This is a genomic window from Variovorax cryoconiti, from assembly GCF_051216395.1.
Taxonomy (GTDB): Bacteria; Pseudomonadota; Gammaproteobacteria; order Burkholderiales; family Burkholderiaceae_C; genus Variovorax.
The window spans coordinates 162,057-182,012 of sequence record NZ_JBPJZI010000009.1; the positions used below are offsets into that span (position 1 = coordinate 162,057).

Below are 19,956 nucleotides of genomic sequence, written 5' to 3' on the forward strand. Positions count from 1 at the left end.
TAACAGGGCTTGCTCGATCCATGCTTCGGATCGGTTCGGCGCACCAACAGCCAATGTCTGAAGCGGTACCGGCTGAGAAGCACCGTCTGATCGGCGGGATCGTGACTGTCCAACTTCTAGGGCAGTTCAAAACCGGGGCGATTCACCCTCAAGCGGCACCCCTGAAAAACAAAAAGCCTTGCAAGTCGTTGACTTGCAAGGCTTTCTTGACTGGTGGCTCTTCACGGATTCGAACCGCGGACCTGTGGATTATGATTCCATCGCTCTAACCGACTGAGCTAAAGAGCCGAGCCCGAGATTATAGCCCGGTCGGCGGCAGGCCCGTCAACCGCCTTTCGGCAACAGGGCCAACTCCTCGGTCACCAGCCGCACGATGAGCCGGTCCAGCGTCTGCACCGAGTAGTTGCTCACGTCGTGCACGGTCTCGCGGCCGGGGCCGCTCGCGGGGCGTTCGGCTTCCTTGTAGGTGAGGAAGACGAAGCGCCCGCCGGTGTACTGCGCCATCTGCCGCTGCACGACCTCGCCCTGCTTGTCGAGGCCGCTGGCACCCACGCTGAAGATCTTGATGCCCTTGCCCAGCGCCGCGAGCATGTCGTCGTCGTACTGCGGGCCGCCGTAGTCCAGGTGCGGCGGCGCGTCGGCCAGCAGCACGACCATGCGGGTGGCGCCGGTGCCGCGCCAGCTCAGGCGGTGCACGGTGTCGTGCAGGGCCTCGTTCATCGCTTCGGGGTAGTCGCCGCCGCCGTTGGCTTGCAGCGCGTTCAGCACGCCCTGGAAGGCGCCGAGGTCGTTGGTGAAGTCGTGGCTGCGCAGCAGAAACGCGTCGCCCTTGTCGCGGTACGCCACCAGGCCGAAGCAGGTGTCTGGGCGGCTGGGCAGTTGCGCCACATCGTTCGCGATGCTGCGCAGCGTGGTCTTCAGGCGGCCGATCTCGTCGGCCATGGAGCCGGTGGCGTCAATGAGGAAGACGAGGTCGAGCCGCGCCCGTGCCGGGGCGGCGCCGTCGGCCAGCACCACGTCGACGGCACTCTTCTGGCCGCGGCGCAGGAAGGCGCTGGCCTCGCGGCCGTCCTTGCGCACGGCCACTTCGTAGATCGCGCTGCGGGTGGTGTCGACGGCGTCGGGGTGCAGCCAGGCGCGGCCGCCGGCGTCGGTGCGGGCCCACAGCGCGGCGCCGTTGGGGGCGGTCACGGCGACTTCGGCGTCGGGCACGACGGTGCCGCGCGCGTTGCGCACCTGCAGCAGGTAGCGCTCGCGCACGTCGCGGGCACGGTGGGCGACCTGCGTGCGTTCGCGGAAGCGCAGGTACTCGCCGAAGTCGGCGTTGTCGTCGACCATGCCGGCGGTCACGGGCAACGCCTGCGCCTGCGTGGGCGCGGGGCGCTGGCGCGGCGGCATGGGAAGAATCGATGCGGACTCGGTATCGCGCGCGATGGGTGATGCGGCCACGGGGGCGGGCGGCGGCATGGGCATGGCGTCCGCGGTGGCACCGGCGTCGGCACGCTTGCTGTGTGCTTCGCGCAGCCGTTCCATGCGGCTTTCCGCAAGATGGCCGCGCATCGGATTCGACGCCGGCTGCTGTGGATCCATGCCGGGCACTTCACGCGTCTGGATGGGCCGCGCGCAATGCGTGGCCGACGGCGCCTGGAAGTTCGGCACGGTGCGTGCCACCGCGTTCGTGGGCCAGGGCGATGCCGTTCGCGTGGGCTCGGGTGGCTGCGGCATCGGCTCGGGCCATAGACCGCCTGTGGGTGCGGCGCTCGTCGCATGGCAGGCGCTGAGCAGCAGCTGCGCGCACAGGACGGCGATCAGTGCGCGCGGGCGGCGCACGGTGTGTGCGGCCGGTGAAGAGGCGGGGGCAGGGGCTTGGGTCATCGACGACTCCGTGGTGGTGGATGGAGGTTGATACGGCCGGCATCGGGCCGCGGGGTTCGTCGATGAAAAAGAAAACCGAGGGTCGCTAACCCCGATCCCGATCGGTGGCCGTACAAGCTGAGGTGAGAATCTGCCCATGCTTTCCCCCGTGCCTGTCGACGTTGCCGAGCCCGCCGAAGTCCCTGACGCCATGCCCGATGCCATGCCCGACGACCAACTGATGCTGGCCTATGCCGGCGGCGACACCAACGCCTTCGACGTGCTCTACGCGCGCCACGAGGGCGCGCTGTTCCGCTTCGTGCGGCGCCTGCTGGGCCTGCGCCTGTCAGCCGAGGTCGACGAGGTGTTCCAGGAAACCTGGGTGCGCATCATCACGGCGCGCGATTCGTTCTCGCCGCAGGGCGCGGCCTGGCGCACCTGGGCCTTCACCATCGCGCACAACCTGGCCATGGACCGGCTGCGCGCGAGCGGCCGGCAGATGGTCGTGCATGTGCACGACGATGACGACGAAGGGCTCGACGCAGTGCAGCGCGTCAGCGGTCGGCTGCTCAACGGCCAGGGCCAGCCGGTCGACGCGGCGCACCCGTCGGCCGAAGACGAGGCCTTCTGGCGCTCGGCCGGCCGGCGCCTGCTGGCCTGCCTGAACGAACTGCCCGACGACCAGCGTGCTGCCTTCCTGCTGCACCACGAAGACGGCTTCACCGTCGAGGCGATGGCCGCGGCGCTCGACGTCGGCTTCGAAACCGTCCGCAGCCGTCTGCGCTATGGGCTCAAGAAATTGCGCGGCTGCATGGAGCGCTATCTGTCGGTGCTGGGGGAAGGCGCATGAGCGATCCGAAGATGCCCGACGAGGACTGGGATGACGATCTGGGCCGCGACGACGACGGCGCGCTGCACGACCCGCTGCTGCAGCAGGTGCTCGACCACGCGCCCGACCAGGCGGCGACGCCCGATACCGCGCTGCGCCAGTCGATCCGCGTGCTCGCGCATGAGGCGGTGGCGCCGTCGCTGCCCGCCGGCCCGGTCGGTGCAGAGCGGCCGTGGTGGCAGCGCCTGCTCGGCATCGGCGGCGGCGCGGGGTCGCGCATGCCGTGGAACGCCGCCTTCGCGACCGTGTTGGTCGGCGTGCTGGTCACGGTGATGTGGCAGCGCGAGCCGGTGCCCGGTGCCGCGCCGGATGCACCCATGCAGGAGCGTCAGGCCGCACCGGTGCCGGCAGCGCCGCCGACGCCCGTCACGCCAGCGCCCGCATCAAAGCCTGCCGAAGCACCGCCGCCGCCAGCGCCCAGCGTGCTTGACACCGCGCTGGCCGAATCGCGCGCGGTCACCGAATCGGCCAAGCGCGCGCTCGACGAGCGCGACCGCGAACGCGAGCGCCAGGCGCGCCAGGCCGCCGCCGACCGCGAGGCGACGCTCGCGGCCGACAAGGCGGTCGAGCGTGCCCAGCAGGCGCTGGCCCGTGAAGAGGCGGCCAGGATGAAGGCAGAGCCGCCGTTGCCACCGCCCGTGCAGTGGCCACCGGCGCCTGAACTGGTGGCACCGGCTGCGCCATCCGTCAGCGCGGCCCCGCCTGCGGCGCTGCGTGCCGCGCCGCCGGTGGCATCGGTGCCATCGCGCGCAGCCGGCATGGCCGCACCGGCCCCCGCGCCGGCGGCCCCGGCACCCGGCCCGACACCCGAGCCGACCTTCAACGCACTCGCGCAATGGACCCAGCTGCGCATCAGCCGCAACGGTGCCGACAGCCGCGTGCTGCCGCGCGCCGAAGCGCGCGAGCTGGGTGGCCTGGTGGGCTCGGCGGCCCTGGCGGGCGTGGGCTCGCAGCCGCTGGCGGGCGCGGTCGACTGGCGCATCGCGCTCGAGCGCGACGGCGAAGTGCTGGGGGTGCTCGAACTGGCCGGCGGCCAGGTGCGCTGGCGCGAGAAGGGCGTGCCGCCCGGCACCGGCCAGCCCGGCGCGGGCGCGTTGTCGTCGCTGCGCCAGGCGCTCGAAGAAGCCCGCTGACCCGGGTTCGACGGCCGGGTCGGCGGCGGCGCGTCAGCTGTGCGTGAACGCGGCCTTGCGTTTGGCGGTGAAGGCGTCCATGCCTTCCTTCTGGTCGTTGGTCGCGAACAGCGCGTGGAACAGGCGGCGCTCGAACATCACGCCGTCGGAGAGGCCGCTCTCGAACGCGCGGTTGACCGATTCCTTGGCCGCCATCACCGCGACCTGCGAAAAGTCGGCGATGACCAGCGCAGCGCCCAATGCCTCGTCGGCCAGCTTCTCGAAGGGCACCACGCGGCTGACGAGGCCTGCGCGCTCGGCTTCGGTGGCGTCCATCATGCGGCCGGTGAGGGCCATGTCCATCGCCTTGCTCTTGCCCACCGCTCGCGGCAGGCGCTGCGTGCCGCCGGCGCCGGGGATCACGCCCAGCTTGATCTCGGGCTGGCCGAACTTGGCGTTGTCGGCCGCGATGATGAAGTCGCACATCATCGCCAGCTCGCAGCCGCCGCCCAGCGCGAAGCCGCTGACCGCGGCGATCACCGGCTTGCGGATGCTGCGAACGGTTTCCCAGTTGCGGGTGATGTAGTCGCCCTTGTAGACGTCGACGAAGCTGTACTTGGCCATCGCACCGATGTCGGCACCGGCAGCAAAGGCGCGCTCGCTGCCGGTGACGATCATGCAGCCGATGGCAGGGTCGGCGTCGAAGGCCTTGAGCGCTTCGCCCAGCTCGGTCATCAGCGCGTCGTTCAGCGCATTCAGCGCCTTCGGGCGGTTGAGGGTGACGATGCCGACCTTGCCGGCCTCGGTGCGCACTTCGATGTTCTCGTAGCTCATGGTGTCTCCGTGAGGGGTGGATGGATGCGGGGGATGCGGGCCACTATACCCAGCACGGCAGCAGGTGGATGGCTTGCTTGTTGAGAATAATTCGCATCTAGAATGGCCGCTCGATATGGAGTCGCCCATGGAAGAAACCACCGTCCTGCTGCGTGCCTATGCCCGGGCGCAGGAGCGCTGCTCGCGCCTGCTGGCCGATCAGGCCGCGCAGATCGTGCGATTGCGCGCGGCGCTGATCGTGCGCGACTCGACCTTGGCGATGGTGCGCGAGCGGTCGGTGCTGTGCGTCGGCCGGGTGGAGGAAAGGTCGGGCATGGCACGCCGACTGGTCGAGATCACCGGCGGCCGCTACCTGCACCACGACGGCCAGGACGACGCCGATGCCGCCGCGCTCGAATCCAGCCTGCGCGCCGCCGACCTGGTGATCTGCCAGACCGGTTGCTTGAGCCACGACGCCTACTGGCGTGTGCAGGACCACTGCCGCCGCACCGGCAAGCCCTGCGTGATGGTGGGGCAGGACGTTGCGCAGCCAATCCGCATCGTGCGGCGCGGCGCGGCGGTCGGTTCCTAGGCCAGCCAGGCGGACAGTTTCGAGGCGTCCTGCGCGAACAGCCGCCAAGTGGTCACGCCGCTCGGCAGCGCGAGCGGCAGGCGCAGCAGCCGCTTGTCGCGGGCGATCAACGCCGTGATCTTCTTGTGCTCGCCGAGGTACAACGCGAGGTCGTCGAGTTTCGACAGGCGCCAACCCTGTACCGGGCGGCCCTTGGTGGCGGGCAACTCGATGCCGACCCATTCGTCGTTGGCCGAGAAGCCGGCCTTCTCGCCGGCACCGCCGCGCAGCACCATCTTCACCTGCACGCTGCCGTTGGTCTCGGCCACGCGCAGGCCGAGTTCCTGTGCGCGCTGCGCCGGGTCGTCCAGCGCGGCGACGCCATGGGCGCGCAGCAGGTCCGACAGCGGCAGCTCTTCGGCGGCATGCACCCAGTGCGCGAGCTCGGTGGCGTACGACCGGCCGCCCACCGTCTCGAGCGCGGCGGCGACGTCGTCTTCATCGACCGGCCCGCCGTCGCTCTGCGTCCACAGCAGGCGCATGACGTCGTCGAGCGAGCCCTTGCCCTCGCGCCGCAGCGTGAGGTCGAGACACATCGCGACCAGCGCGCCCTTGGTGTAGTAGCTGATGGTCTGATTGGGCGTCTGCTCGTCTTGGCGGTAGTACTTGACCCAGGCGTCGAAGCTGGCCTCGGCCACCGACTGCACCAGCCGGCCCGGCGCCTGCTGCACCTGGTTGATGGTCTTGTTGACCAGCCGCAGGTAGGTGGCGTCGTCGATGCGGCCGGCGCGGCGCAGCAGCAGGTCGTCGTAGTAGCTGGTGAAGCCCTCGAAGAACCACAGCAGGCGCGTGTAGTTCTCCTGGGTGTAGTCGTAGCGCGCGAACTCCGCGGGCCGCAGCCGCTTCACGTTCCAGGTGTGGAAGTATTCGTGGCTGATCAGGCCCATCAGCGTCGTGTAACCCTCGGGCTGCTTCTTGGCGTGGCGCTGCGGCAGGTCGTGGCGGGTGCAGATCAGCGCGGTCGAATGGCGATGCTCGAGGCCGCCGTAGCCGTCGTCGACCGCGTTGAGCATGAAGACGTAGCGGTCGTGCGGCGGCTTGCCGCCACCGCGCTTGCCGACCTTGTCGCCGTGCCAGAAGCGCATCTGCGTCTCGCAGATCGCCTGCGTGTCGGCGATCAGCCGCTCGCCGTCGAAGGAGGGCGGCGCACCCGCCACCACGAAGCGGTGCGGCACGCCGCCGGCCTCGAAGTCGGCGCTCCAGAAGGCGCCCATCTCGACCGGGCTGTCGGCCAGCTCGTCGTAGCCGGATGCGAGGTATTGGCCGAAGCCGTGCGCATCGACCTTCACCGGCGGCAGCGCGGTCGCGCAGTGCCAGCGCGCTTCGCCGGCCACCGGCTTGGGTGCGACGATCTCCATCGCGTGCGGTGCGTCGGCATGGCCGTCGACCTGCAGGCACAGGCTGGTGCCGTTGAAGAAGCCGCGGCCGGCGTCGAGCCAGGCGGTGCGCACCGAATGGTCGTACGCGCAGACCTCGTAGCGCAGCACCAGCGGCTTGTCCGGCGCGCAGCCGGTCTGCCAGCTGTGCTTGTCGAGCTGCGTCACCGGCACCTTGCGCCGGCCCTGTGTGGCCTGCAGGTTCTGCAGGTTCTTCGCGAACTCGCGCACCAGGTAGCTGCCGGGAATCCACACCGGCAGCGCCACGCGCTGCAGGGCCGAGGGGGATTCGATGGTCAGCGTGACGGCGAAGAGGTGGGCATGCCGGTCCGCGCATTCGACGCGGTAATGGATCGCTGCGGTGCCCGTCATCAGTTGGCGGCGGTGAGTTGCTTTTCGATCTGCGCGGCGGGGATCGCGCCGGGGGTGCGGGTGCCGTCGGTGAAGATCAGCGTCGGCGTGCCCGTGATGTTGTACTTGCGGCCGAACTCGACGTTGCGCTGCAGCGCCGCGGCATCGCAGTTGCCGGTCTCGGGCTTGACGCCGGCGGTCATCCAGTCGGTCCAGGTCTTGGCCTTGTCCTTGCTGCACCAGATGTCGCGCGACTTGACGTTCGAATCGGGGCCCAGCACCGGGTAGAGGAAGAGGTAGACCGTCACGTTGTCGATGGTCTTCAGTTCACGCTCGAACTGCTTGCAGTAGCCGCAGTTCGGGTCCTCGAACACCGCCAGCTTGCGCTTGCCGTTGCCGCGCACGATCTTGAAGGCGTCCTTCATCGGCAGCTTGTCGAAGTCGACTGCGCTGAGTTTTTCGACCCGCTCTTCGGTAAGGTTCTTGCGCGCCTGCACGTCGATCAGGTTGCCCTGGATCAGGTAGTTGCCCTGCTCGTCGGTGTAGAAGATGTCGAAGCCGTGGCGAACTTCCCAAAGCCCCGGCATCGGCGCCTTGCGCACCTCGTCGACGTTGGCCAGCATCGGCACGCGTGCCGCCAGGTTCTTGCGGATCTCGGCTTCGCCGGCGTTGGCCGCCAGCGTGCTGCCCAGGGCCAGTGCGGCGAGGAAGAGGCGAAGGGTGTTCATGGTCATCGGGTTCAGTTCAGGCCCATGGCCTGGCGGACGATAAATTGCTTCAAAACACGGGTGCGATCGAAACCGCGCATGCCCCAGTTGCGCAGCGCCGGCAGCGGGTCGGTGCCGTGAGAGAACAGCTGCTGCAGGCCGTCGGTGGCCAGGCTCATCGACAGCACGTCGGTGCGGCGTGCGCGTTCGTAGCGGCGCAGCAGGCGCGGGTCGCCGACGCTGCGCCAGTACTCGCGGGTCTTCAGCACGTCGGCCAGTGCGGCGACGTCGGCCAGGCCGAGGTTCAGTCCCTGGCCGGCCAGCGGGTGCACGGTGTGCGCCGCGTCGCCGGCCAGCGCCCAGCTCTTGCCGTCGGGGAGGCGTCCGGTCCAGCGGTCGGCGATGGCGCGTTGCAGCGGCCACGCGGCGCGCTCGCTGGTCAGGGTAAGGGCGCCCAGCGCGTCGTGGCTGGCTTCGCGCACGGCGGCCTGGAAGTCGTCGGCGCTCAATGCCAGCAGGTCCGGTGCGCGGAACTGGTCGACCGACCACACCAGCGCCACCGATCGCCCGCCCGGGCCGCCCAGCGGCAGCAGCGCCAGGATGTCGCCCTTGTCGTTGAACCACTGGCGTGCCGTGCCGTCGTGCGGGCGCTCGGCGTCGAGCCGCGCGGCGATGGCGTGCTGCGGATAGCGCGTCACGGCGTAGCTCACGCCCAGCGCGTCGCGGGTGGCACTCGCCTTGCCTTCGCACACCACGGTGAGCGTGGCCGGCACGGGCGCATCGACCATGTCGATCTGCGGCTGGAAGCGCACGGCATCGGCCAGCTGCTTTTCGAGTGCGGGCACGTCGACGATCCAGGCCAAGGCCTCGACCTTCTGGATGGCGGCGCTGAAGCACACGCGGCCGCCTTCGTCGCCGTTCACGCGCATCTCGCGCACGGGCGTGGCGTGGGCCGCGTCGGGCCATGCGCGCAGGGATTCGAGCAGGGTTCTGGATGCGGCGTTCAGGGCGTAGGCGCGCACGTCTTCGTGGGCGGCGGCCGTCGCCGGTGCGACCAGGGCGACACGGATGCGCTCACGGGCGAGCAGCAGCGCCAGCGTGCGGCCGACGATGCCGGCGCCGCGAATGCAAACCTCGGGGGGAAGGGCCATCGGGGCATTGTAGGAGCCGCCTCCCGGCCGGCGGCGGACCGAGGACAATCGCGGCTTCGCCGCCGAGGACCCGACCGTGACCGATTCTGTTTTTGATCTCAACGCCACCATCGCCCGCCTGTTCGTCTACCCCATCAAGTCCTGCGCCGGGGTCGAGCTGCCCGAAGTGCTGCTCACCGAAACCGGCCTCGAGTTCGACCGCGCCTGGATGGTGGTCGGCGCCGACGGGGTGTTCGTGAGCCAGCGCGAGCTGCCGCGCATGGCGCTCATCCAGCCGCAGATGAAGCAGATGGAGATGGTGCTGCGCGCGCCCGGCATGCTGGCGCTGCACATCGCCTTCGACCGCGTGGAAAAGCCGGTGCGCGTGAAGGTCTGGCGCGACGAGGTCGCGGCCTACGACATGGGCGACATCGCGGCGCAATGGTTCAGCGATTTCCTGTCGGAGCCGGGCAAGCCGCAGGCCCTGCGCCTGGTGCGCTTCGACCCGGAGCACAAGCGCCTGTCGAACATGACCTGGACCCAAGGCGTCGAGGCGCCCAACCAGTTCTCCGACGGCTTCCCGCTGCTGGTGACCAGCGAGAAGTCGCTCGACGAGCTCAACGAGAAGCTGGTCGCGGGGGGCCACGCGGCGGTGGGCATCGAGCGCTTCCGCCCGAACATCGTGCTTGCGGGCATCGAGGCGCAGGACGAGGACCGTGTCGAAACCATGCACATCGCTACGGCCGAAGGCGGTGCGCAGATCGAGCCGGCCAAGCCCTGCCCGCGCTGCCCGATCCCCGACATCGACCCGGCGACGGCGATCTCGACGCCCGAGGTCGGCGACGCGCTGCGCAGCTACCGCGCCAACGCGCGCGTCGACGGCGCGATCACTTTCGGCATGAACTGCATCGTGGTCGACGGCATCGACCACCTGCTCAAGGTCGGCCAGCCGGTCGGCGCCAACTACCGCTTCGAATAAGCGACCAACACCCCCGGCCCTAAAATCGCCGGTTGATTCCAGAGGACCTCCATGAGTTTGCAATGCGGCATCGTCGGCCTGCCCAACGTCGGTAAATCCACCCTTTTCAATGCGTTGACCAAGGCCGGCATCGCGGCGGAAAACTATCCGTTCTGCACGATCGAGCCCAACACCGGTGTGGTTGAGGTGCCCGACCCGCGGCTGGCGCAGCTCAGCGAGATCGTCAAGCCCGAGCGCATCGTCCCGGCGATCGTCGAGTTCGTCGACATCGCCGGCCTGGTGGCAGGCGCCAGCACCGGCGAAGGCCTGGGCAACAAGTTCCTGGCGCACATCCGCGAAACCGACGCCACGGTCAACGTGGTGCGCTGCTTTGACGACGACAACGTGATCCACGTGGCCGGCAAGGTCGACCCGATCTCCGACATCGAGGTGATCCAGACCGAGCTCTGCCTGGCCGACCTCGCCACGGTCGAGAAGGCGCTGCACCGCCACACCAAGGTCGCGCGTTCGGGCGACAAGGACGCGCAGAAGCTGGTCGGCCTGCTCGAGCGCTGCCAGACCGCGCTCAACGAGAACATCCCGGTGCGCGCGCTCGAGTTCACCAAGGAAGAGCAGCCGCTGGTGAAGTCGTTCACCCTCATCACCGCCAAGCCTGCGATGTTCGTCGGCAACGTGTCGGAAGACGGCTTCGAGAACAACCCCTACCTCGACCGCCTGCGCGAATACGCCGCCAAGCAGGGCGCACCCGTGGTCGCCATCTGCGCCAAGATCGAAGCCGAGCTTGCCGAGATGGACGACGAGGACAAGACCATGTTCCTCGCCGAGATCGGCCAGGACGAGCCGGGCCTGAACCGCCTGATCCGCGCCGCCTACAAGCTGCTGGGCCTGCAGACCTACTTCACCGCCGGCGTGAAGGAAGTGCGCGCCTGGACCATCCACATCGGCGACACCGGCCCTCAGGCGGCCGGCGTGATCCACGGCGACTTCGAGAAGGGCTACATCCGCGCCCAGACGATCGCCTTCGACGACTTCATCGCCTTCAAGGGCGAGCAGGGCGCGAAGGACGCGGGCAAGATGCGCGCCGAAGGCAAGGAGTACGTCGTCAAGGATGGCGACGTGATGAACTTCCTGTTCAGTTCCTGAACGGCCGATCGCCGCCATGCTCACCGTCCACCACCTCAACAACTCGCGCTCGCAGCGCGTCCTCTGGCTGCTCGAAGAACTCGGGCTGCCTTACGAGGTGGTGCGCTACCAGCGCGATCCGAAGACGATGCTGGCGCCACCGGAGCTACGCAAAGTGCATCCGCTGGGCAAGTCGCCGGTGGTGACGACGGACGACGGCCTCGTGCTGGCGGAGTCGGGTGCCATCGTCGAGACCTTGATCGAGCGCTACGGCCAAGGCCGACTGGCGCCTGCGGCGGGCAGCGCCGAGGCGCTGCGCTACCGCTACTGGCTGCATTTCGCCGAGGGTTCGGCCATGCCGCCGCTGCTGCTCAAGCTGATCTTCGACAAGATCGAGCAGGCGAAGATGCCTTTCTTCATCCGACCGATCGCCAAGGGCATTGCCGGCAAGGCCAAGGCCGGCTTCGTGATGCCGAACATCAACGCGCAGCTCGACTTCATGGAGGGCGAACTGGCGAAGAGCGAATGGTTTGCAGGTGCTGACTTCACGGGGGCGGACATTCAGATGAGCTTCCCGATCGAAGCCGCCCAGGCCCGCGGCGGGCTCGACGATCGCCGACCGCGACTGATGGCCTGGCTCGCCCGCCTTCATGCGCGCCCGGCCTACCAGCGCGCGCTGGCGCGCGGCGGCCCGTACGGCTTGCTGAGCTGAGGCGCCGAGGGCCGGCCCGTCAGGCCGGCCAGATGTAGAGCAGCGCCACCGTCATCGTGAGGTAGCGCGCGAACTTCCCGATCGCCATGTAGACGAGGCAGGGCCAGAAGGGCAGCTTGAGCCAGCCCGCAACGGCGCACAGCGGGTCGCCCACCAGCGGCAACCAGCTCAGCAGGCAGGCCTTGGGGCCGAGCCGTTCGAGCCAGGCCAGCACCCGCACGTGGTGTTTCGAATGCGCGTACTTGTCTGCCACCTTGTGCGCGCCGTAGCCCATCCACCAGTCGAGCGCGCCGCCCAGCGTGTTGCCAAGCGTTGCCACACCGATGGCCGACCAGAACATGTCGGGGTTGAGCTTCAGCAGCCCGAACAGGATCGGCTCCGAGCCGACGGGCAGCAGCGTGGCCGAGACGAAAGCGGCGATGAAGACGGTCGACAGCCCGTATTGGGGCAGTGCGAGAAGCGCCAGAAGGGAGTCGAGCCAGGCTTGCATGTGCGCCGGAGTATAGGAAAGCGCGCCGGTCCGTCTCGTCGGATAGGACGCCGCCACGCATCGCGCAAGAGGCAATGCCCCTACGCCATTCGTTTCAGCGCCTGAAATGCGGGTTGGCTACAATCGTGCCTCATTTTTCAGCAGCCACGCGCTCGCTCCTCCTCTTCCCTCACCATGCAGATCGGCCCCATTGCGCTGGAAAACCGCCTGTTCGTCGCGCCCATGGCCGGCGTGACGGACCGGCCGTTCCGCATGCTGTGCCGATCGCTCGGCGCGGGCTACGCGGTCAGCGAAATGGTGACCTCCCGCAAGGAGCTGTGGAACACGCTCAAGACCTCGCGCCGGGCGGACCACGCCGGTGAGCCCGGCCCCATCGCGGTGCAGATCGCCGGCACCGATGCGGCCATGATGGCCGAGGCCGCGCACTACAACATCGACCGGGGTGCGCAGATCATCGACATCAACATGGGTTGCCCGGCCAAGAAGGTCTGCAACAAGTGGGCGGGTTCGGCGCTGATGCGCGACGAGCCGCTGGCGCTGGAGATCGTGCAGGCCGTGGTCGCCGCCGCCGCGCCGCACGGCGTGCCGGTGACGCTCAAGATGCGCACCGGCTGGAGCGCCGACCACCGCAACGCGGTGAAGCTGGCGCGCGACTTCGAATCGGCCGGCGTGCAGATGCTCACCGTGCACGGCCGCACGCGCGAGCAGGGCTACAAAGGCGCTGCCGAGTACGACACCATCGCCGCCGTGAAGGCCGCGGTGCGCGTGCCGGTGGTGGCCAACGGCGACATCACCAGCCCCGAGAAGGCGCGCGACGTGCTCGCCGCCACCAGCGCCGACGCGGTGATGGTCGGCCGCGCGGCGCAGGGCCGGCCGTGGATCTTCCGCGAGATCGCGCATTTCCTGGCGACGGGCACGCACCTTGCACCGCCGCTGGTGGCGGAAGTGCGGCGCCTCCTGCTCGACCATCTGCAGGAGCATTACGGGCTCTATGGCGACTACAGCGGCGTGCGCACCGCACGCAAGCACATCGGCTGGTACGTGCGTGCACTGCCGGGGGGCGAAGACTTCCGCGGACGCATGAACGCGATCGAGGACTGCGCGCAGCAGCTGCGTGCGGTGTCCGACTATTTCGAGGGGCTGGCCGAGGGGATGGACCGCATCCCTGCGCACCGCGAACCTGCCGACGTGCAGGACGGGTGGAACGGCGGCGAGGACGAGAAAGCGGCCACCGCCGCGCATTGACAACAAGAGAGCGTCATGAGCAAGAAGAACATCGAGGACTGTGTCCGCAACAGTCTGGAGAGCTATTTCCGCGACCTGCACGGCACCGAGCCGGACGGCATGTACGACATGCTGGTGCGCGTGGTCGAGAAGCCATTGCTCGACGTGGTCATGGCGCGCGCCGAAGGCAACCAGTCGAAGGCGGCCCAATGGCTCGGCCTGAACCGCAACACCCTGCGCAAGAAGCTGGTCGAACACAAACTTTTGAAATGACGAAGACCCCCATGGCCCTGACCGCACTCCTTTCCGTTTCCGACAAGACCGGCATCCTCGAATTCGCACAGGCGCTGAACGCGCTGGGCATCCGGCTGCTGTCCACCGGCGGCACCGCCAAGCTGCTGGCCGACGCCGGCCTGCCGGTGACCGAGGTGGCCGACCACACCGGCTTCCCCGAGATGCTCGACGGCCGCGTGAAGACGCTGCACCCGAAGATCCACGGCGGCCTGCTGGCACGGCGCGACCTGCCCGCGCACGTCGCGGCCATCAAGGAGCACGGCATCGACACCATCGACCTGCTGGTGGTCAACCTCTATCCCTTCGAAGCCACCGTGGCCAAGCCCGGCTGCACGCTCGAGGACGCGATCGAGAACATCGACATCGGCGGCCCGGCCATGGTCCGCAGCGCGGCCAAGAACTGGAAGGACGTCGGCGTGCTGACCGACGCGTCGCAGTACGCCGTCGCATTGGCTGAGCTGAAGGCCGACGGCAAGCTCAGCGACAAGACCAAGTTCGCGTTCAGCGTGGCGGCGTTCAACCGCATCGCCGACTACGACGGCGCGATCAGCGACTACCTCTCGGCGATCGACTTCGACGCCAGCATCGGCCAGCCCGCGCCCAAGCGCGCGCTGTTCCCGGCGCAGAGCAACGGACGCTTCGTGAAGATCCAGGACCTGCGCTACGGCGAGAACCCGCACCAGCAGGCCGCGTTCTACCGCGACCTGTATCCGGCGCCCGGTTCGCTGGTGAGTGCCAAGCAATTGCAGGGCAAGGAACTGAGCTACAACAACATCGCCGACGCCGACGCCGCGTGGGAATGCGTGAAGAGCTTCGACGTGCCCGCCTGCGTGATCGTCAAGCACGCCAACCCCTGCGGCGTGGCCATCGGCAAGGACGCGGCCGAGGCTTACTCGAAAGCCTTCAAGACCGACCCGACCTCGGCCTTCGGCGGCATCATCGCCTTCAACCGCCCGGTCGATGCCGAGACGGCGCAGGCCATCGCCAAGCAGTTCGTCGAAGTGCTGATGGCGCCGGGCTACACGCCCGAGGCGCTCGAGGTCTTCCAGGCCACCAAGGCCAAGCTCAACGTGCGCGTGCTCGAGATCGCCCTGCCCAAGGGTGGCGCCACCGACTGGGACAACGGCCGCAACATGATGGACGTCAAGCGCGTCGGCTCCGGCCTGCTGATCCAGACCGCCGACAACCACGAGTTGGCCGCGAGCGACCTCCAGGTGGTCAGCAAGAAGCAGCCGACGCCGCAGCAGCTCGACGACCTGCTGTTCGCCTGGAAGGTCGCGAAGTACGTGAAGAGCAACGCGATCGTTTTCTGCGCCGACGGCATGACGATGGGCGTGGGCGCCGGCCAGATGAGCCGCCTCGACTCCGCGCGCATCGCCAGCATCAAGGCCGAGCACGCGGGCCTGTCGCTCCAGGGCACGGCGGTCGCGAGCGACGCCTTCTTCCCCTTCCGCGACGGCCTCGACGTGGTGGTCGATGCGGGCGCGAGCTGCGTGATCCAGCCCGGCGGCTCGATGCGTGATCAGGAAGTCATCGATGCGGCGGACGAGCGCGGTGTGGTGATGGTGCTGTCAGGCGTGCGTCACTTCCGTCACTGAGCGCGGCCTTTGCTCAATCACCGCCGAAGCGGTACTTGAGCTGGAAGCTCAAGGCGCCATAGAGGCGGTCCTTGTAGCTGGGGATGAAGGCAATGTTCAGGCCCCAGTTGCGCCCTTCGATGGCCGCCGTGGGAATCAGCGCAGGGAACCAGCCGCCGTTACGGAAGTTGGGGTAGCCGTCGAACGCGCCGACCACTGCGCCCAGCTTCACGCCGTAGAGCTCGAAGGGCATCACGTACACACCGAGGTAGCGTGAGGTCTCGCGGTCGCTGTTGCGGAAGATGCCGGCCGTGAGGGAATACGTGGAATCCAGCGTCCACTCAACGCCGAGCCCGGGGTTCACGTCCTCCAGGCCCTTGTGGCGATCGAAATGGTACGAATAGAAGCCCGGGTTCAGCCAGAGCCGGCTGGGTTCGGACTGGGCTGCCGCCACGCCCGGCACGAACGTGAGGATCGGGCTCAAGGCCAGGAGGGTGGTCGGCAGCAGGGAACGCAGTCGCATGGGTTGCAGGGGTCAGAGGGTCTTGAAGATCTGCCGGGCCGCGTCGATCGTCGCGGCGATGTCGTCGTCGCTGTGCGCCGCGCTCACGAAGCCCGCTTCGTACAGCGCCGGCGCGATGTAGACGCCGCGGTCCAGCAGGCCATGGAACAACGTGTTGAAGGTCGCGTTGTCCGTGGTCATGACTGTGGCGTAGTTCTGTGGCAGTTCGTTGAAAAGGAAGAAGCCAAACATACCGCCTTCGCTGTCGACACTGAAGGGCACGCCTTCGGCGGCCGCGGCCGCCTTCAGCCCGCCGACCAGCGCGCGGGTCTTGGCCGACAGCGCTTCGTAGAAGCCGGGTTTGGCGATCTCCTTGAGCGTGGCCAGGCCGCAGGCGGTCGCCACCGGGTTGCCCGACAGCGTGCCGGCCTGGTAGACCGCGCCGATGGGCGCGAGCTGTTCCATGATGGCGCGCGGCCCGCCGAAGGCCGCCAGTGGCATGCCGCCACCGATGACCTTGCCGAGCACCGTGAGGTCGGGCGTGATGCCCAGCACGCCCTGCGCGCCGTGCAGGCCGACGCGAAAGCCCGTCATCACCTCGTCGAACACCAGCAGCGCGCCGTGCTGCGTGCAGAGTTCGCGGCAGCGTTGAGCGAAGGCGGGCGTGGCGCGCACGAAGTTCATGTTGCCGGCAATCGCCTCGATCATCAGGCAGGCCATCTCGTGGCCATGCAGCGCAAAGGCTTCTTCCAGTTGCGTGATGTTGTTGTACTCGAGCACCAGCGTGTGCTGCACGGCTTCGGGCGGCACGCCGGCCGAGGTCGGATGGCCGAAGGTCGCGAGGCCCGAGCCGGCCTTGACCAGCAGCGCATCCGCATGGCCGTGGTAGCAGCCTTCGAACTTGATGATGTACTTGCGGCCGGTGGCACCGCGTGCCAGGCGCAGCGCACTCATCGCGGCCTCGGTGCCCGAGCTGACCAGGCGCACCATCTCCATCGACGGCACCAGCGCGAGGATGGCCTCGGCCAGCTCGATCTCGCGCTCGGTCGGCGCGCCGTACGAGAAGCCCTCGGTCACGGCCTTCTGCACGGCCTCCACCACGGCCGGATGGCCGTGTCCCAGGATCATCGGTCCCCAGGAGCCGATGTAGTCGATGTAGCGCTGGTCGTCGGCGTCCCAGAAGTAGGCGCCCTGCGCGCGGGTGATGAAGCGCGGCGTGCCGCCCACGGCCTTGAAGGCGCGCACGGGCGAGTTGACGCCGCCGGGGATGACGGCGCGGGCGCGTTCGAAGAGGCGTTGGTTGTTGTCGATGTCGATGGTCATGAAATCAGTGGCGGGTGTCGTGGGGTGGCAGGGCGAAGTCGGGCGGCACGTCGGCGCCATCGTCTTCGTCGTCGTCCTCGGGCTGGGCCCAGAACAGGCGGTCGGGCAGCACATGGCCCATGCCGGGGCGGAAGCCCGCGTCGAGGCAGCGGTCCATGTAGCTCAGCGCTTCGGAGGTGGCTGCGACCAGGTCGGTGCCGCTGGCCAGCAGCGCCGCCAGGGCGGCCGACAGCGTGTCGCCCGCGCCGGCGAAGACGGCCTCGAGGCGCTCGTACTTCTCGCTGGCCAGCACCGCCTGCGGCGACGCCAGCACGTTGTCGATGAACTGGTCGGGCAGCACGATGCCGGTGACCAGGGTGTAGGGCGTGCCCTGCTCGCCGGCCGCACGGGCGATGTCGCGCGCCGTCGGCGGCTTGTCGCCGGCCCAGTCGGGCAGGAGCCAGCGCCACAGCGTGCTGTGGTTGCCCACCAGTACGGTGGTTTGCGGTAGCAACAGTTCGCGGAAGGCATCGAGGTAGGCCTCGATCTGGTTCTCGTCCCACCACGACAGGTTGGGCATGTACGCCACGACCGGTACGTCGGGGTAGTCGGTGGCGGTCTCGGCGATGGTGCTGAGCGTCTCCGGCGAACCGACAAAGCCGACCTTGATCAATTGCACCTCGACGTCCTCGAGGATGGCGCGCGTCTGCTCGGCGACGGCCTCTTCGTCGAAGGCGAAGTGGTCGAAGATCTCGGCGGTGTCGCGTGCATACGCGCCGGTCACGACCGGCAACATGTGAGCGCCGACTGACGCCATGGCCAGCGTGTCGCCGGCCAGTCCGCCGGCACCGCTCGGGTCGCTGGCGTTGAACACCAGCACGCAGGGCGGATTCAGGTCGGCCTCTGCGGCGGCGATGTCGTCGAGATTCGGTTCGTTAAGATCACCCATGCTGCAGGCGCCTTCCGCGGGTAATAGGTAAGTTGTCAAACGCCGTTCCAAGCCGGGGCCATGGTGGCAGATGTGAGACGGTCGCCCCACAATTAAGTGATACGTCTAGATACAATCGTTGCATTCTATGAACAGGGACTTTAAGCTGCGATGAATACGAAAACCTGGATGTGCCTGATCTGCGGGTGGATCTACGACGAAGCGGTTGGGGTACCTGAAGATGGTATTGCGCCCAACACGGCCTGGGCGGACGTTCCGATGAACTGGACCTGTCCGGAATGCGGAGCGCGCAAGGAAGACTTCGAAATGGTCGAGATCTGAAGCATGGCATAGGGTGACACCCGCCGCACGGGTCGATGTGCGGTGGTCGACGGAAGTCTCTAACGAGGAGCGTGTGGCAATGAGCACGAATGGGTCCGGGTACAAGGTGCTCGTCATCGACGACAGCAACACCATTCGGCGCAGCGCCGAAATCTTCCTCAAGCAAGGCGGCCATGAAGTGCTGTTGGCCGAGGACGGCTTCGACGCCTTGTCCAAGGTCAACGACCATCGTCCGCACCTGATCTTCTGCGACATCCTGATGCCGCGCCTGGACGGTTACCAGACCTGCGCCATCATCAAGCGCAACGTCGACTTCTCCAACGTGCCGGTCGTCATGCTGTCGTCCAAGGACGGCGTGTTCGACAAGGCGCGCGGTCGCATGGTCGGCTCCCAGGATTACCTCACCAAGCCTTTCACCAAAGACCAGCTGCTGCAGGCCGTGCAGCAGTTCGGCATCGTCCAGCAGAAAGAAGTGCAGTAAATGCCCATCCACAAAGTCCTCGTGGTCGACGACTCGAAAACCGAACTGGTGTTCCTGACCGACCTGCTGCAGAAGAACGGCTTCTCGGTCAAGACGGCGGAGAACGCCGACGACGCGATGCGCCGCCTGGAGGAAGAGCAGCCCGACCTGATCCTGATGGACGTGGTGATGCCCGGCCAGAACGGTTTTCAGCTGACGCGCGCGATTGCCCGCAACCCGCAGTACGCGAGCGTGCCGATCATCCTGTGCACCAGCAAGAACCAGGAGACCGACCGCGTCTGGGGCATGCGCCAGGGCGCGCGCGACTACATCGTCAAGCCGGTGAACGCGGCCGAGCTGATGGCCAAGATCAACGCGCTCGCCTGAGCGACACCCGCCGCCCATGGCCAACCGCGACGCTCTCCGCGCTTTCCAGTCCCGGCTCGCTTCCCGTCTGCAAGCGGCGCGCACCTCGGACGTGTCGGCCTCGTGGCTGGCCGTGGAGGCCGGCGATGGCAAGTACCTGTTTCCGCTGGGCCACGCCGGGGAGATCTTTCCCTGGACGCCGCCGCAGCCCGTGCCCTACACCGAGCCCTGGTTCCTGGGCGTCGCCAACCTGCGCGGCGGCCTGTACGGCGTGGTGCAGCTGTCGACCTTCGCCACCGGCCGGGCGCCGGCCGCGGCGGCCCCGGCCGTCGAAGGCGTTCGCGCCCAGTCGCGCCTGGTGGCCCTCAACGAGTTGCTCGAAGTCAACTGCGCCTTGCTGATCGATCGTCTGGTCGGGCTGCGCGGCGTGGAAGCCTTCACCGATTCCCGCGCCCCGGCCGCCGACGCGCCGGCCTGGCTCGGGCATGCCTACATCGACGCGGCGGGGGAGCAATGGCAGGAAATCAACCTGCAATTCCTCTCGCAGCAATCCCGTTTTCTGAGCATCGGCGCCTGAGGGCTTGCCGGGCGTTGACATCAACGTGAAGGACCGACCGTGAGTTCGATCGCCGACAAGTTAAAGAAGTACCTGCCCGCCAACGACGACAACGCGAGCGTCCGCGTGCACGGCGATTCGACGTTGTCGCTGGACAATGTGGAAACCATGCAACCCCCCGAGGAGCGAACGGTGCATTTCCCGCGTACGGAGAACGATGCCTTCCCGACCGGAGCCGT

The 19,956-nt window shown here is 68.1% G+C and carries 22 protein-coding genes and 1 tRNA gene; 13 read left to right on the top strand and 10 right to left on the bottom strand.

All coding sequences use genetic code 11. The annotated features are described in order from the left end of the window. Window positions 1-211 precede the first annotated feature (211 nt). Together ACSFA2_RS20445 and ACSFA2_RS20450 are read right to left on the bottom strand one after the other, a co-directional pair. Window positions 212-288: transfer RNA gene (locus ACSFA2_RS20445), tRNA-Met, on the bottom strand. A 36-nt stretch (window positions 289-324) separates the two neighbouring features. Beyond that, a complete protein-coding gene (locus tag ACSFA2_RS20450; RefSeq protein ID WP_435457163.1) occupies window positions 325-1,875 on the bottom strand; it encodes a vWA domain-containing protein in 1,551 nt (516 codons plus the stop codon). A gap of 136 nt (window positions 1,876-2,011) precedes the next feature. Between ACSFA2_RS20450 and ACSFA2_RS20455 the strand changes: the two genes are divergently transcribed. Next, on the top strand, window positions 2,012-2,704 hold the full coding sequence (locus ACSFA2_RS20455) for a sigma-70 family RNA polymerase sigma factor (RefSeq protein ID WP_435457164.1): 693 nt from the start codon (window positions 2,012-2,014) through the stop codon (window positions 2,702-2,704). After that, window positions 2,701-3,876 carry a hypothetical protein gene (locus ACSFA2_RS20460; protein ID WP_435457165.1) on the top strand — a complete coding sequence of 392 codons (1,176 nt, stop codon included), beginning with the start codon at window positions 2,701-2,703 and terminating at the stop codon, window positions 3,874-3,876. The genes ACSFA2_RS20455 and ACSFA2_RS20460 overlap by 4 nt, the downstream gene beginning before the upstream one ends. A gap of 33 nt (window positions 3,877-3,909) precedes the next feature. Here ACSFA2_RS20460 and ACSFA2_RS20465 read toward each other — a convergent pair whose 3' ends face one another. Further along, on the bottom strand, window positions 3,910-4,689 hold the full coding sequence (locus ACSFA2_RS20465; protein ID WP_435457166.1) for an enoyl-CoA hydratase: 780 nt from the start codon (window positions 4,687-4,689) through the stop codon (window positions 3,910-3,912). Between the two features lie 127 nt (window positions 4,690-4,816). Between ACSFA2_RS20465 and ACSFA2_RS20470 the strand changes: the two genes are divergently transcribed. Next, window positions 4,817-5,260, top strand: a complete 444-nt coding sequence (locus ACSFA2_RS20470) for a DUF2325 domain-containing protein (protein WP_435457167.1) — start codon at window positions 4,817-4,819, stop codon at window positions 5,258-5,260. On the opposite strand, the gene ACSFA2_RS20475 is transcribed toward ACSFA2_RS20470, so the two are convergent. Genes ACSFA2_RS20475 through ACSFA2_RS20485 form a run of 3 tightly spaced genes read right to left on the bottom strand, consistent with a single transcriptional unit; the run spans window position 5,257 to window position 8,884 of the window. Next, window positions 5,257-7,047: a M61 family metallopeptidase gene (locus tag ACSFA2_RS20475; protein ID WP_435457168.1), complete on the bottom strand. Its 1,791-nt coding sequence runs from the start codon at window positions 7,045-7,047 to the stop codon at window positions 5,257-5,259. The genes ACSFA2_RS20470 and ACSFA2_RS20475 overlap by 4 nt on opposite strands. Continuing rightward, on the bottom strand, window positions 7,047-7,754 hold the full coding sequence (locus ACSFA2_RS20480; RefSeq protein WP_435457169.1) for a DsbC family protein: 708 nt from the start codon (window positions 7,752-7,754) through the stop codon (window positions 7,047-7,049). Before ACSFA2_RS20480 ends, ACSFA2_RS20475 begins: the two co-directional genes overlap by 1 nt. Window positions 7,755-7,765: 11 nt before the next feature. Further along, window positions 7,766-8,884, bottom strand: coding sequence for an FAD-dependent monooxygenase (locus tag ACSFA2_RS20485; protein WP_435457170.1), 1,119 nt, complete (start codon window positions 8,882-8,884; stop codon window positions 7,766-7,768). A 76-nt stretch (window positions 8,885-8,960) separates the two neighbouring features. Between ACSFA2_RS20485 and ACSFA2_RS20490 the strand changes: the two genes are divergently transcribed. From ACSFA2_RS20490 to ACSFA2_RS20500, 3 genes are read left to right on the top strand one after another with little or no spacing between them, the layout of a single operon-like run. Continuing rightward, on the top strand, window positions 8,961-9,842 hold the full coding sequence (locus ACSFA2_RS20490) for an MOSC domain-containing protein (RefSeq protein ID WP_435457171.1): 882 nt from the start codon (window positions 8,961-8,963) through the stop codon (window positions 9,840-9,842). 51 nt (window positions 9,843-9,893) lie between these two features. Beyond that, entirely contained in the window at window positions 9,894-10,985 is a 1,092-nt protein-coding gene (gene ychF / locus ACSFA2_RS20495; RefSeq protein WP_435457172.1) for a redox-regulated ATPase YchF, read from the top strand. A 16-nt stretch (window positions 10,986-11,001) separates the two neighbouring features. Further along, window positions 11,002-11,676 carry a glutathione S-transferase gene (locus tag ACSFA2_RS20500; protein WP_435457173.1) on the top strand — a complete coding sequence of 225 codons (675 nt, stop codon included), beginning with the start codon at window positions 11,002-11,004 and terminating at the stop codon, window positions 11,674-11,676. Window positions 11,677-11,695: 19 nt separating this feature from the next. Here ACSFA2_RS20500 and ACSFA2_RS20505 read toward each other — a convergent pair whose 3' ends face one another. Beyond that, the gene (locus ACSFA2_RS20505; RefSeq protein ID WP_435457174.1) at window positions 11,696-12,166 is read right to left on the bottom strand and encodes a YqaA family protein; all 471 of its coding nucleotides are present in this window, start codon (window positions 12,164-12,166) and stop codon (window positions 11,696-11,698) included. A 174-nt stretch (window positions 12,167-12,340) separates the two neighbouring features. On the opposite strand from ACSFA2_RS20505, the gene dusB reads away from it, so the two are divergent. From dusB to purH, 3 genes are read left to right on the top strand one after another with little or no spacing between them, the layout of a single operon-like run. After that, window positions 12,341-13,411, top strand: a complete 1,071-nt coding sequence (dusB, locus tag ACSFA2_RS20510) for a tRNA dihydrouridine synthase DusB (RefSeq protein WP_435457175.1) — start codon at window positions 12,341-12,343, stop codon at window positions 13,409-13,411. A gap of 15 nt (window positions 13,412-13,426) precedes the next feature. Further along, the gene (locus ACSFA2_RS20515; protein ID WP_435457176.1) at window positions 13,427-13,663 is read left to right on the top strand and encodes a Fis family transcriptional regulator; all 237 of its coding nucleotides are present in this window, start codon (window positions 13,427-13,429) and stop codon (window positions 13,661-13,663) included. 11 nt (window positions 13,664-13,674) lie between these two features. Further along, on the top strand, window positions 13,675-15,282 hold the full coding sequence (gene purH, locus ACSFA2_RS20520; RefSeq protein WP_435457237.1) for a bifunctional phosphoribosylaminoimidazolecarboxamide formyltransferase/IMP cyclohydrolase: 1,608 nt from the start codon (window positions 13,675-13,677) through the stop codon (window positions 15,280-15,282). Between the two features lie 13 nt (window positions 15,283-15,295). Here purH and ACSFA2_RS20525 read toward each other — a convergent pair whose 3' ends face one another. The 3 genes from ACSFA2_RS20525 to thiD are packed head-to-tail and all read right to left on the bottom strand — an operon-like array spanning window position 15,296 to window position 18,014. After that, window positions 15,296-15,784 (bottom strand): hypothetical protein, encoded by a 489-nt coding sequence (locus ACSFA2_RS20525; RefSeq protein WP_435457177.1) that lies wholly within the window; start codon window positions 15,782-15,784, stop codon window positions 15,296-15,298. 12 nt (window positions 15,785-15,796) lie between these two features. Next, entirely contained in the window at window positions 15,797-17,086 is a 1,290-nt protein-coding gene (hemL, locus tag ACSFA2_RS20530; RefSeq protein ID WP_435457178.1) for a glutamate-1-semialdehyde 2,1-aminomutase, read from the bottom strand. Window positions 17,087-17,090: 4 nt separating this feature from the next. Beyond that, on the bottom strand, window positions 17,091-18,014 hold the full coding sequence (thiD, locus tag ACSFA2_RS20535; RefSeq protein ID WP_435457179.1) for a bifunctional hydroxymethylpyrimidine kinase/phosphomethylpyrimidine kinase: 924 nt from the start codon (window positions 18,012-18,014) through the stop codon (window positions 17,091-17,093). 150 nt (window positions 18,015-18,164) lie between these two features. Here thiD and ACSFA2_RS20540 point away from each other — a divergent pair, with 150 nt between their 5' ends. The 4 genes from ACSFA2_RS20540 to ACSFA2_RS20555 all read left to right on the top strand — a co-directional run bounded on the left by ACSFA2_RS20540 (window position 18,165) and on the right by ACSFA2_RS20555 (window position 19,738). Further along, on the top strand, window positions 18,165-18,335 hold the full coding sequence (locus ACSFA2_RS20540; protein WP_262073550.1) for a rubredoxin: 171 nt from the start codon (window positions 18,165-18,167) through the stop codon (window positions 18,333-18,335). Window positions 18,336-18,414: 79 nt separating this feature from the next. Next, window positions 18,415-18,816, top strand: coding sequence for a response regulator (locus ACSFA2_RS20545; protein ID WP_262073551.1), 402 nt, complete (start codon window positions 18,415-18,417; stop codon window positions 18,814-18,816). Then, window positions 18,817-19,182 (top strand): response regulator transcription factor, encoded by a 366-nt coding sequence (locus tag ACSFA2_RS20550; protein ID WP_262073552.1) that lies wholly within the window; start codon window positions 18,817-18,819, stop codon window positions 19,180-19,182. 16 nt (window positions 19,183-19,198) lie between these two features. Next, the gene (locus ACSFA2_RS20555) at window positions 19,199-19,738 is read left to right on the top strand and encodes a chemotaxis protein CheW (RefSeq protein ID WP_435457180.1); all 540 of its coding nucleotides are present in this window, start codon (window positions 19,199-19,201) and stop codon (window positions 19,736-19,738) included. Window positions 19,739-19,956 lie beyond the last annotated feature (218 nt).

Excerpts from the sequence above, each read along its gene's own strand:
- ACSFA2_RS20450 (WP_435457163.1), bottom strand. The coding sequence starts at position 1,875 with ATGACCCAAGCCCCTGCCCCCGCCTCTTCACCGGCCGCACACACCGTG.
- ACSFA2_RS20455 (WP_435457164.1), top strand. The coding sequence starts at position 2,012 with ATGCTTTCCCCCGTGCCTGTCGACGTTGCCGAGCCCGCCGAAGTCCCT.
- ACSFA2_RS20460 (WP_435457165.1), top strand. The coding sequence starts at position 2,701 with ATGAGCGATCCGAAGATGCCCGACGAGGACTGGGATGACGATCTGGGC.
- ACSFA2_RS20465 (WP_435457166.1), bottom strand. The coding sequence starts at position 4,689 with ATGAGCTACGAGAACATCGAAGTGCGCACCGAGGCCGGCAAGGTCGGC.
- ACSFA2_RS20470 (WP_435457167.1), top strand. The coding sequence starts at position 4,817 with ATGGAAGAAACCACCGTCCTGCTGCGTGCCTATGCCCGGGCGCAGGAG.
- ACSFA2_RS20475 (WP_435457168.1), bottom strand. The coding sequence starts at position 7,047 with ATGACGGGCACCGCAGCGATCCATTACCGCGTCGAATGCGCGGACCGG.
- ACSFA2_RS20480 (WP_435457169.1), bottom strand. The coding sequence starts at position 7,754 with ATGAACACCCTTCGCCTCTTCCTCGCCGCACTGGCCCTGGGCAGCACG.
- ACSFA2_RS20485 (WP_435457170.1), bottom strand. The coding sequence starts at position 8,884 with ATGGCCCTTCCCCCCGAGGTTTGCATTCGCGGCGCCGGCATCGTCGGC.
- ychF (WP_435457172.1), top strand. The coding sequence starts at position 9,894 with ATGAGTTTGCAATGCGGCATCGTCGGCCTGCCCAACGTCGGTAAATCC.
- ACSFA2_RS20500 (WP_435457173.1), top strand. The coding sequence starts at position 11,002 with ATGCTCACCGTCCACCACCTCAACAACTCGCGCTCGCAGCGCGTCCTC.
- ACSFA2_RS20505 (WP_435457174.1), bottom strand. The coding sequence starts at position 12,166 with ATGCAAGCCTGGCTCGACTCCCTTCTGGCGCTTCTCGCACTGCCCCAA.
- dusB (WP_435457175.1), top strand. The coding sequence starts at position 12,341 with ATGCAGATCGGCCCCATTGCGCTGGAAAACCGCCTGTTCGTCGCGCCC.
- ACSFA2_RS20515 (WP_435457176.1), top strand. The coding sequence starts at position 13,427 with ATGAGCAAGAAGAACATCGAGGACTGTGTCCGCAACAGTCTGGAGAGC.
- purH (WP_435457237.1), top strand. The coding sequence starts at position 13,675 with ATGGCCCTGACCGCACTCCTTTCCGTTTCCGACAAGACCGGCATCCTC.
- ACSFA2_RS20525 (WP_435457177.1), bottom strand. The coding sequence starts at position 15,784 with ATGCGACTGCGTTCCCTGCTGCCGACCACCCTCCTGGCCTTGAGCCCG.
- hemL (WP_435457178.1), bottom strand. The coding sequence starts at position 17,086 with ATGACCATCGACATCGACAACAACCAACGCCTCTTCGAACGCGCCCGC.
- thiD (WP_435457179.1), bottom strand. The coding sequence starts at position 18,014 with ATGGGTGATCTTAACGAACCGAATCTCGACGACATCGCCGCCGCAGAG.
- ACSFA2_RS20540 (WP_262073550.1), top strand. The coding sequence starts at position 18,165 with ATGAATACGAAAACCTGGATGTGCCTGATCTGCGGGTGGATCTACGAC.
- ACSFA2_RS20545 (WP_262073551.1), top strand. The coding sequence starts at position 18,415 with ATGAGCACGAATGGGTCCGGGTACAAGGTGCTCGTCATCGACGACAGC.
- ACSFA2_RS20550 (WP_262073552.1), top strand. The coding sequence starts at position 18,817 with ATGCCCATCCACAAAGTCCTCGTGGTCGACGACTCGAAAACCGAACTG.
- ACSFA2_RS20555 (WP_435457180.1), top strand. The coding sequence starts at position 19,199 with ATGGCCAACCGCGACGCTCTCCGCGCTTTCCAGTCCCGGCTCGCTTCC.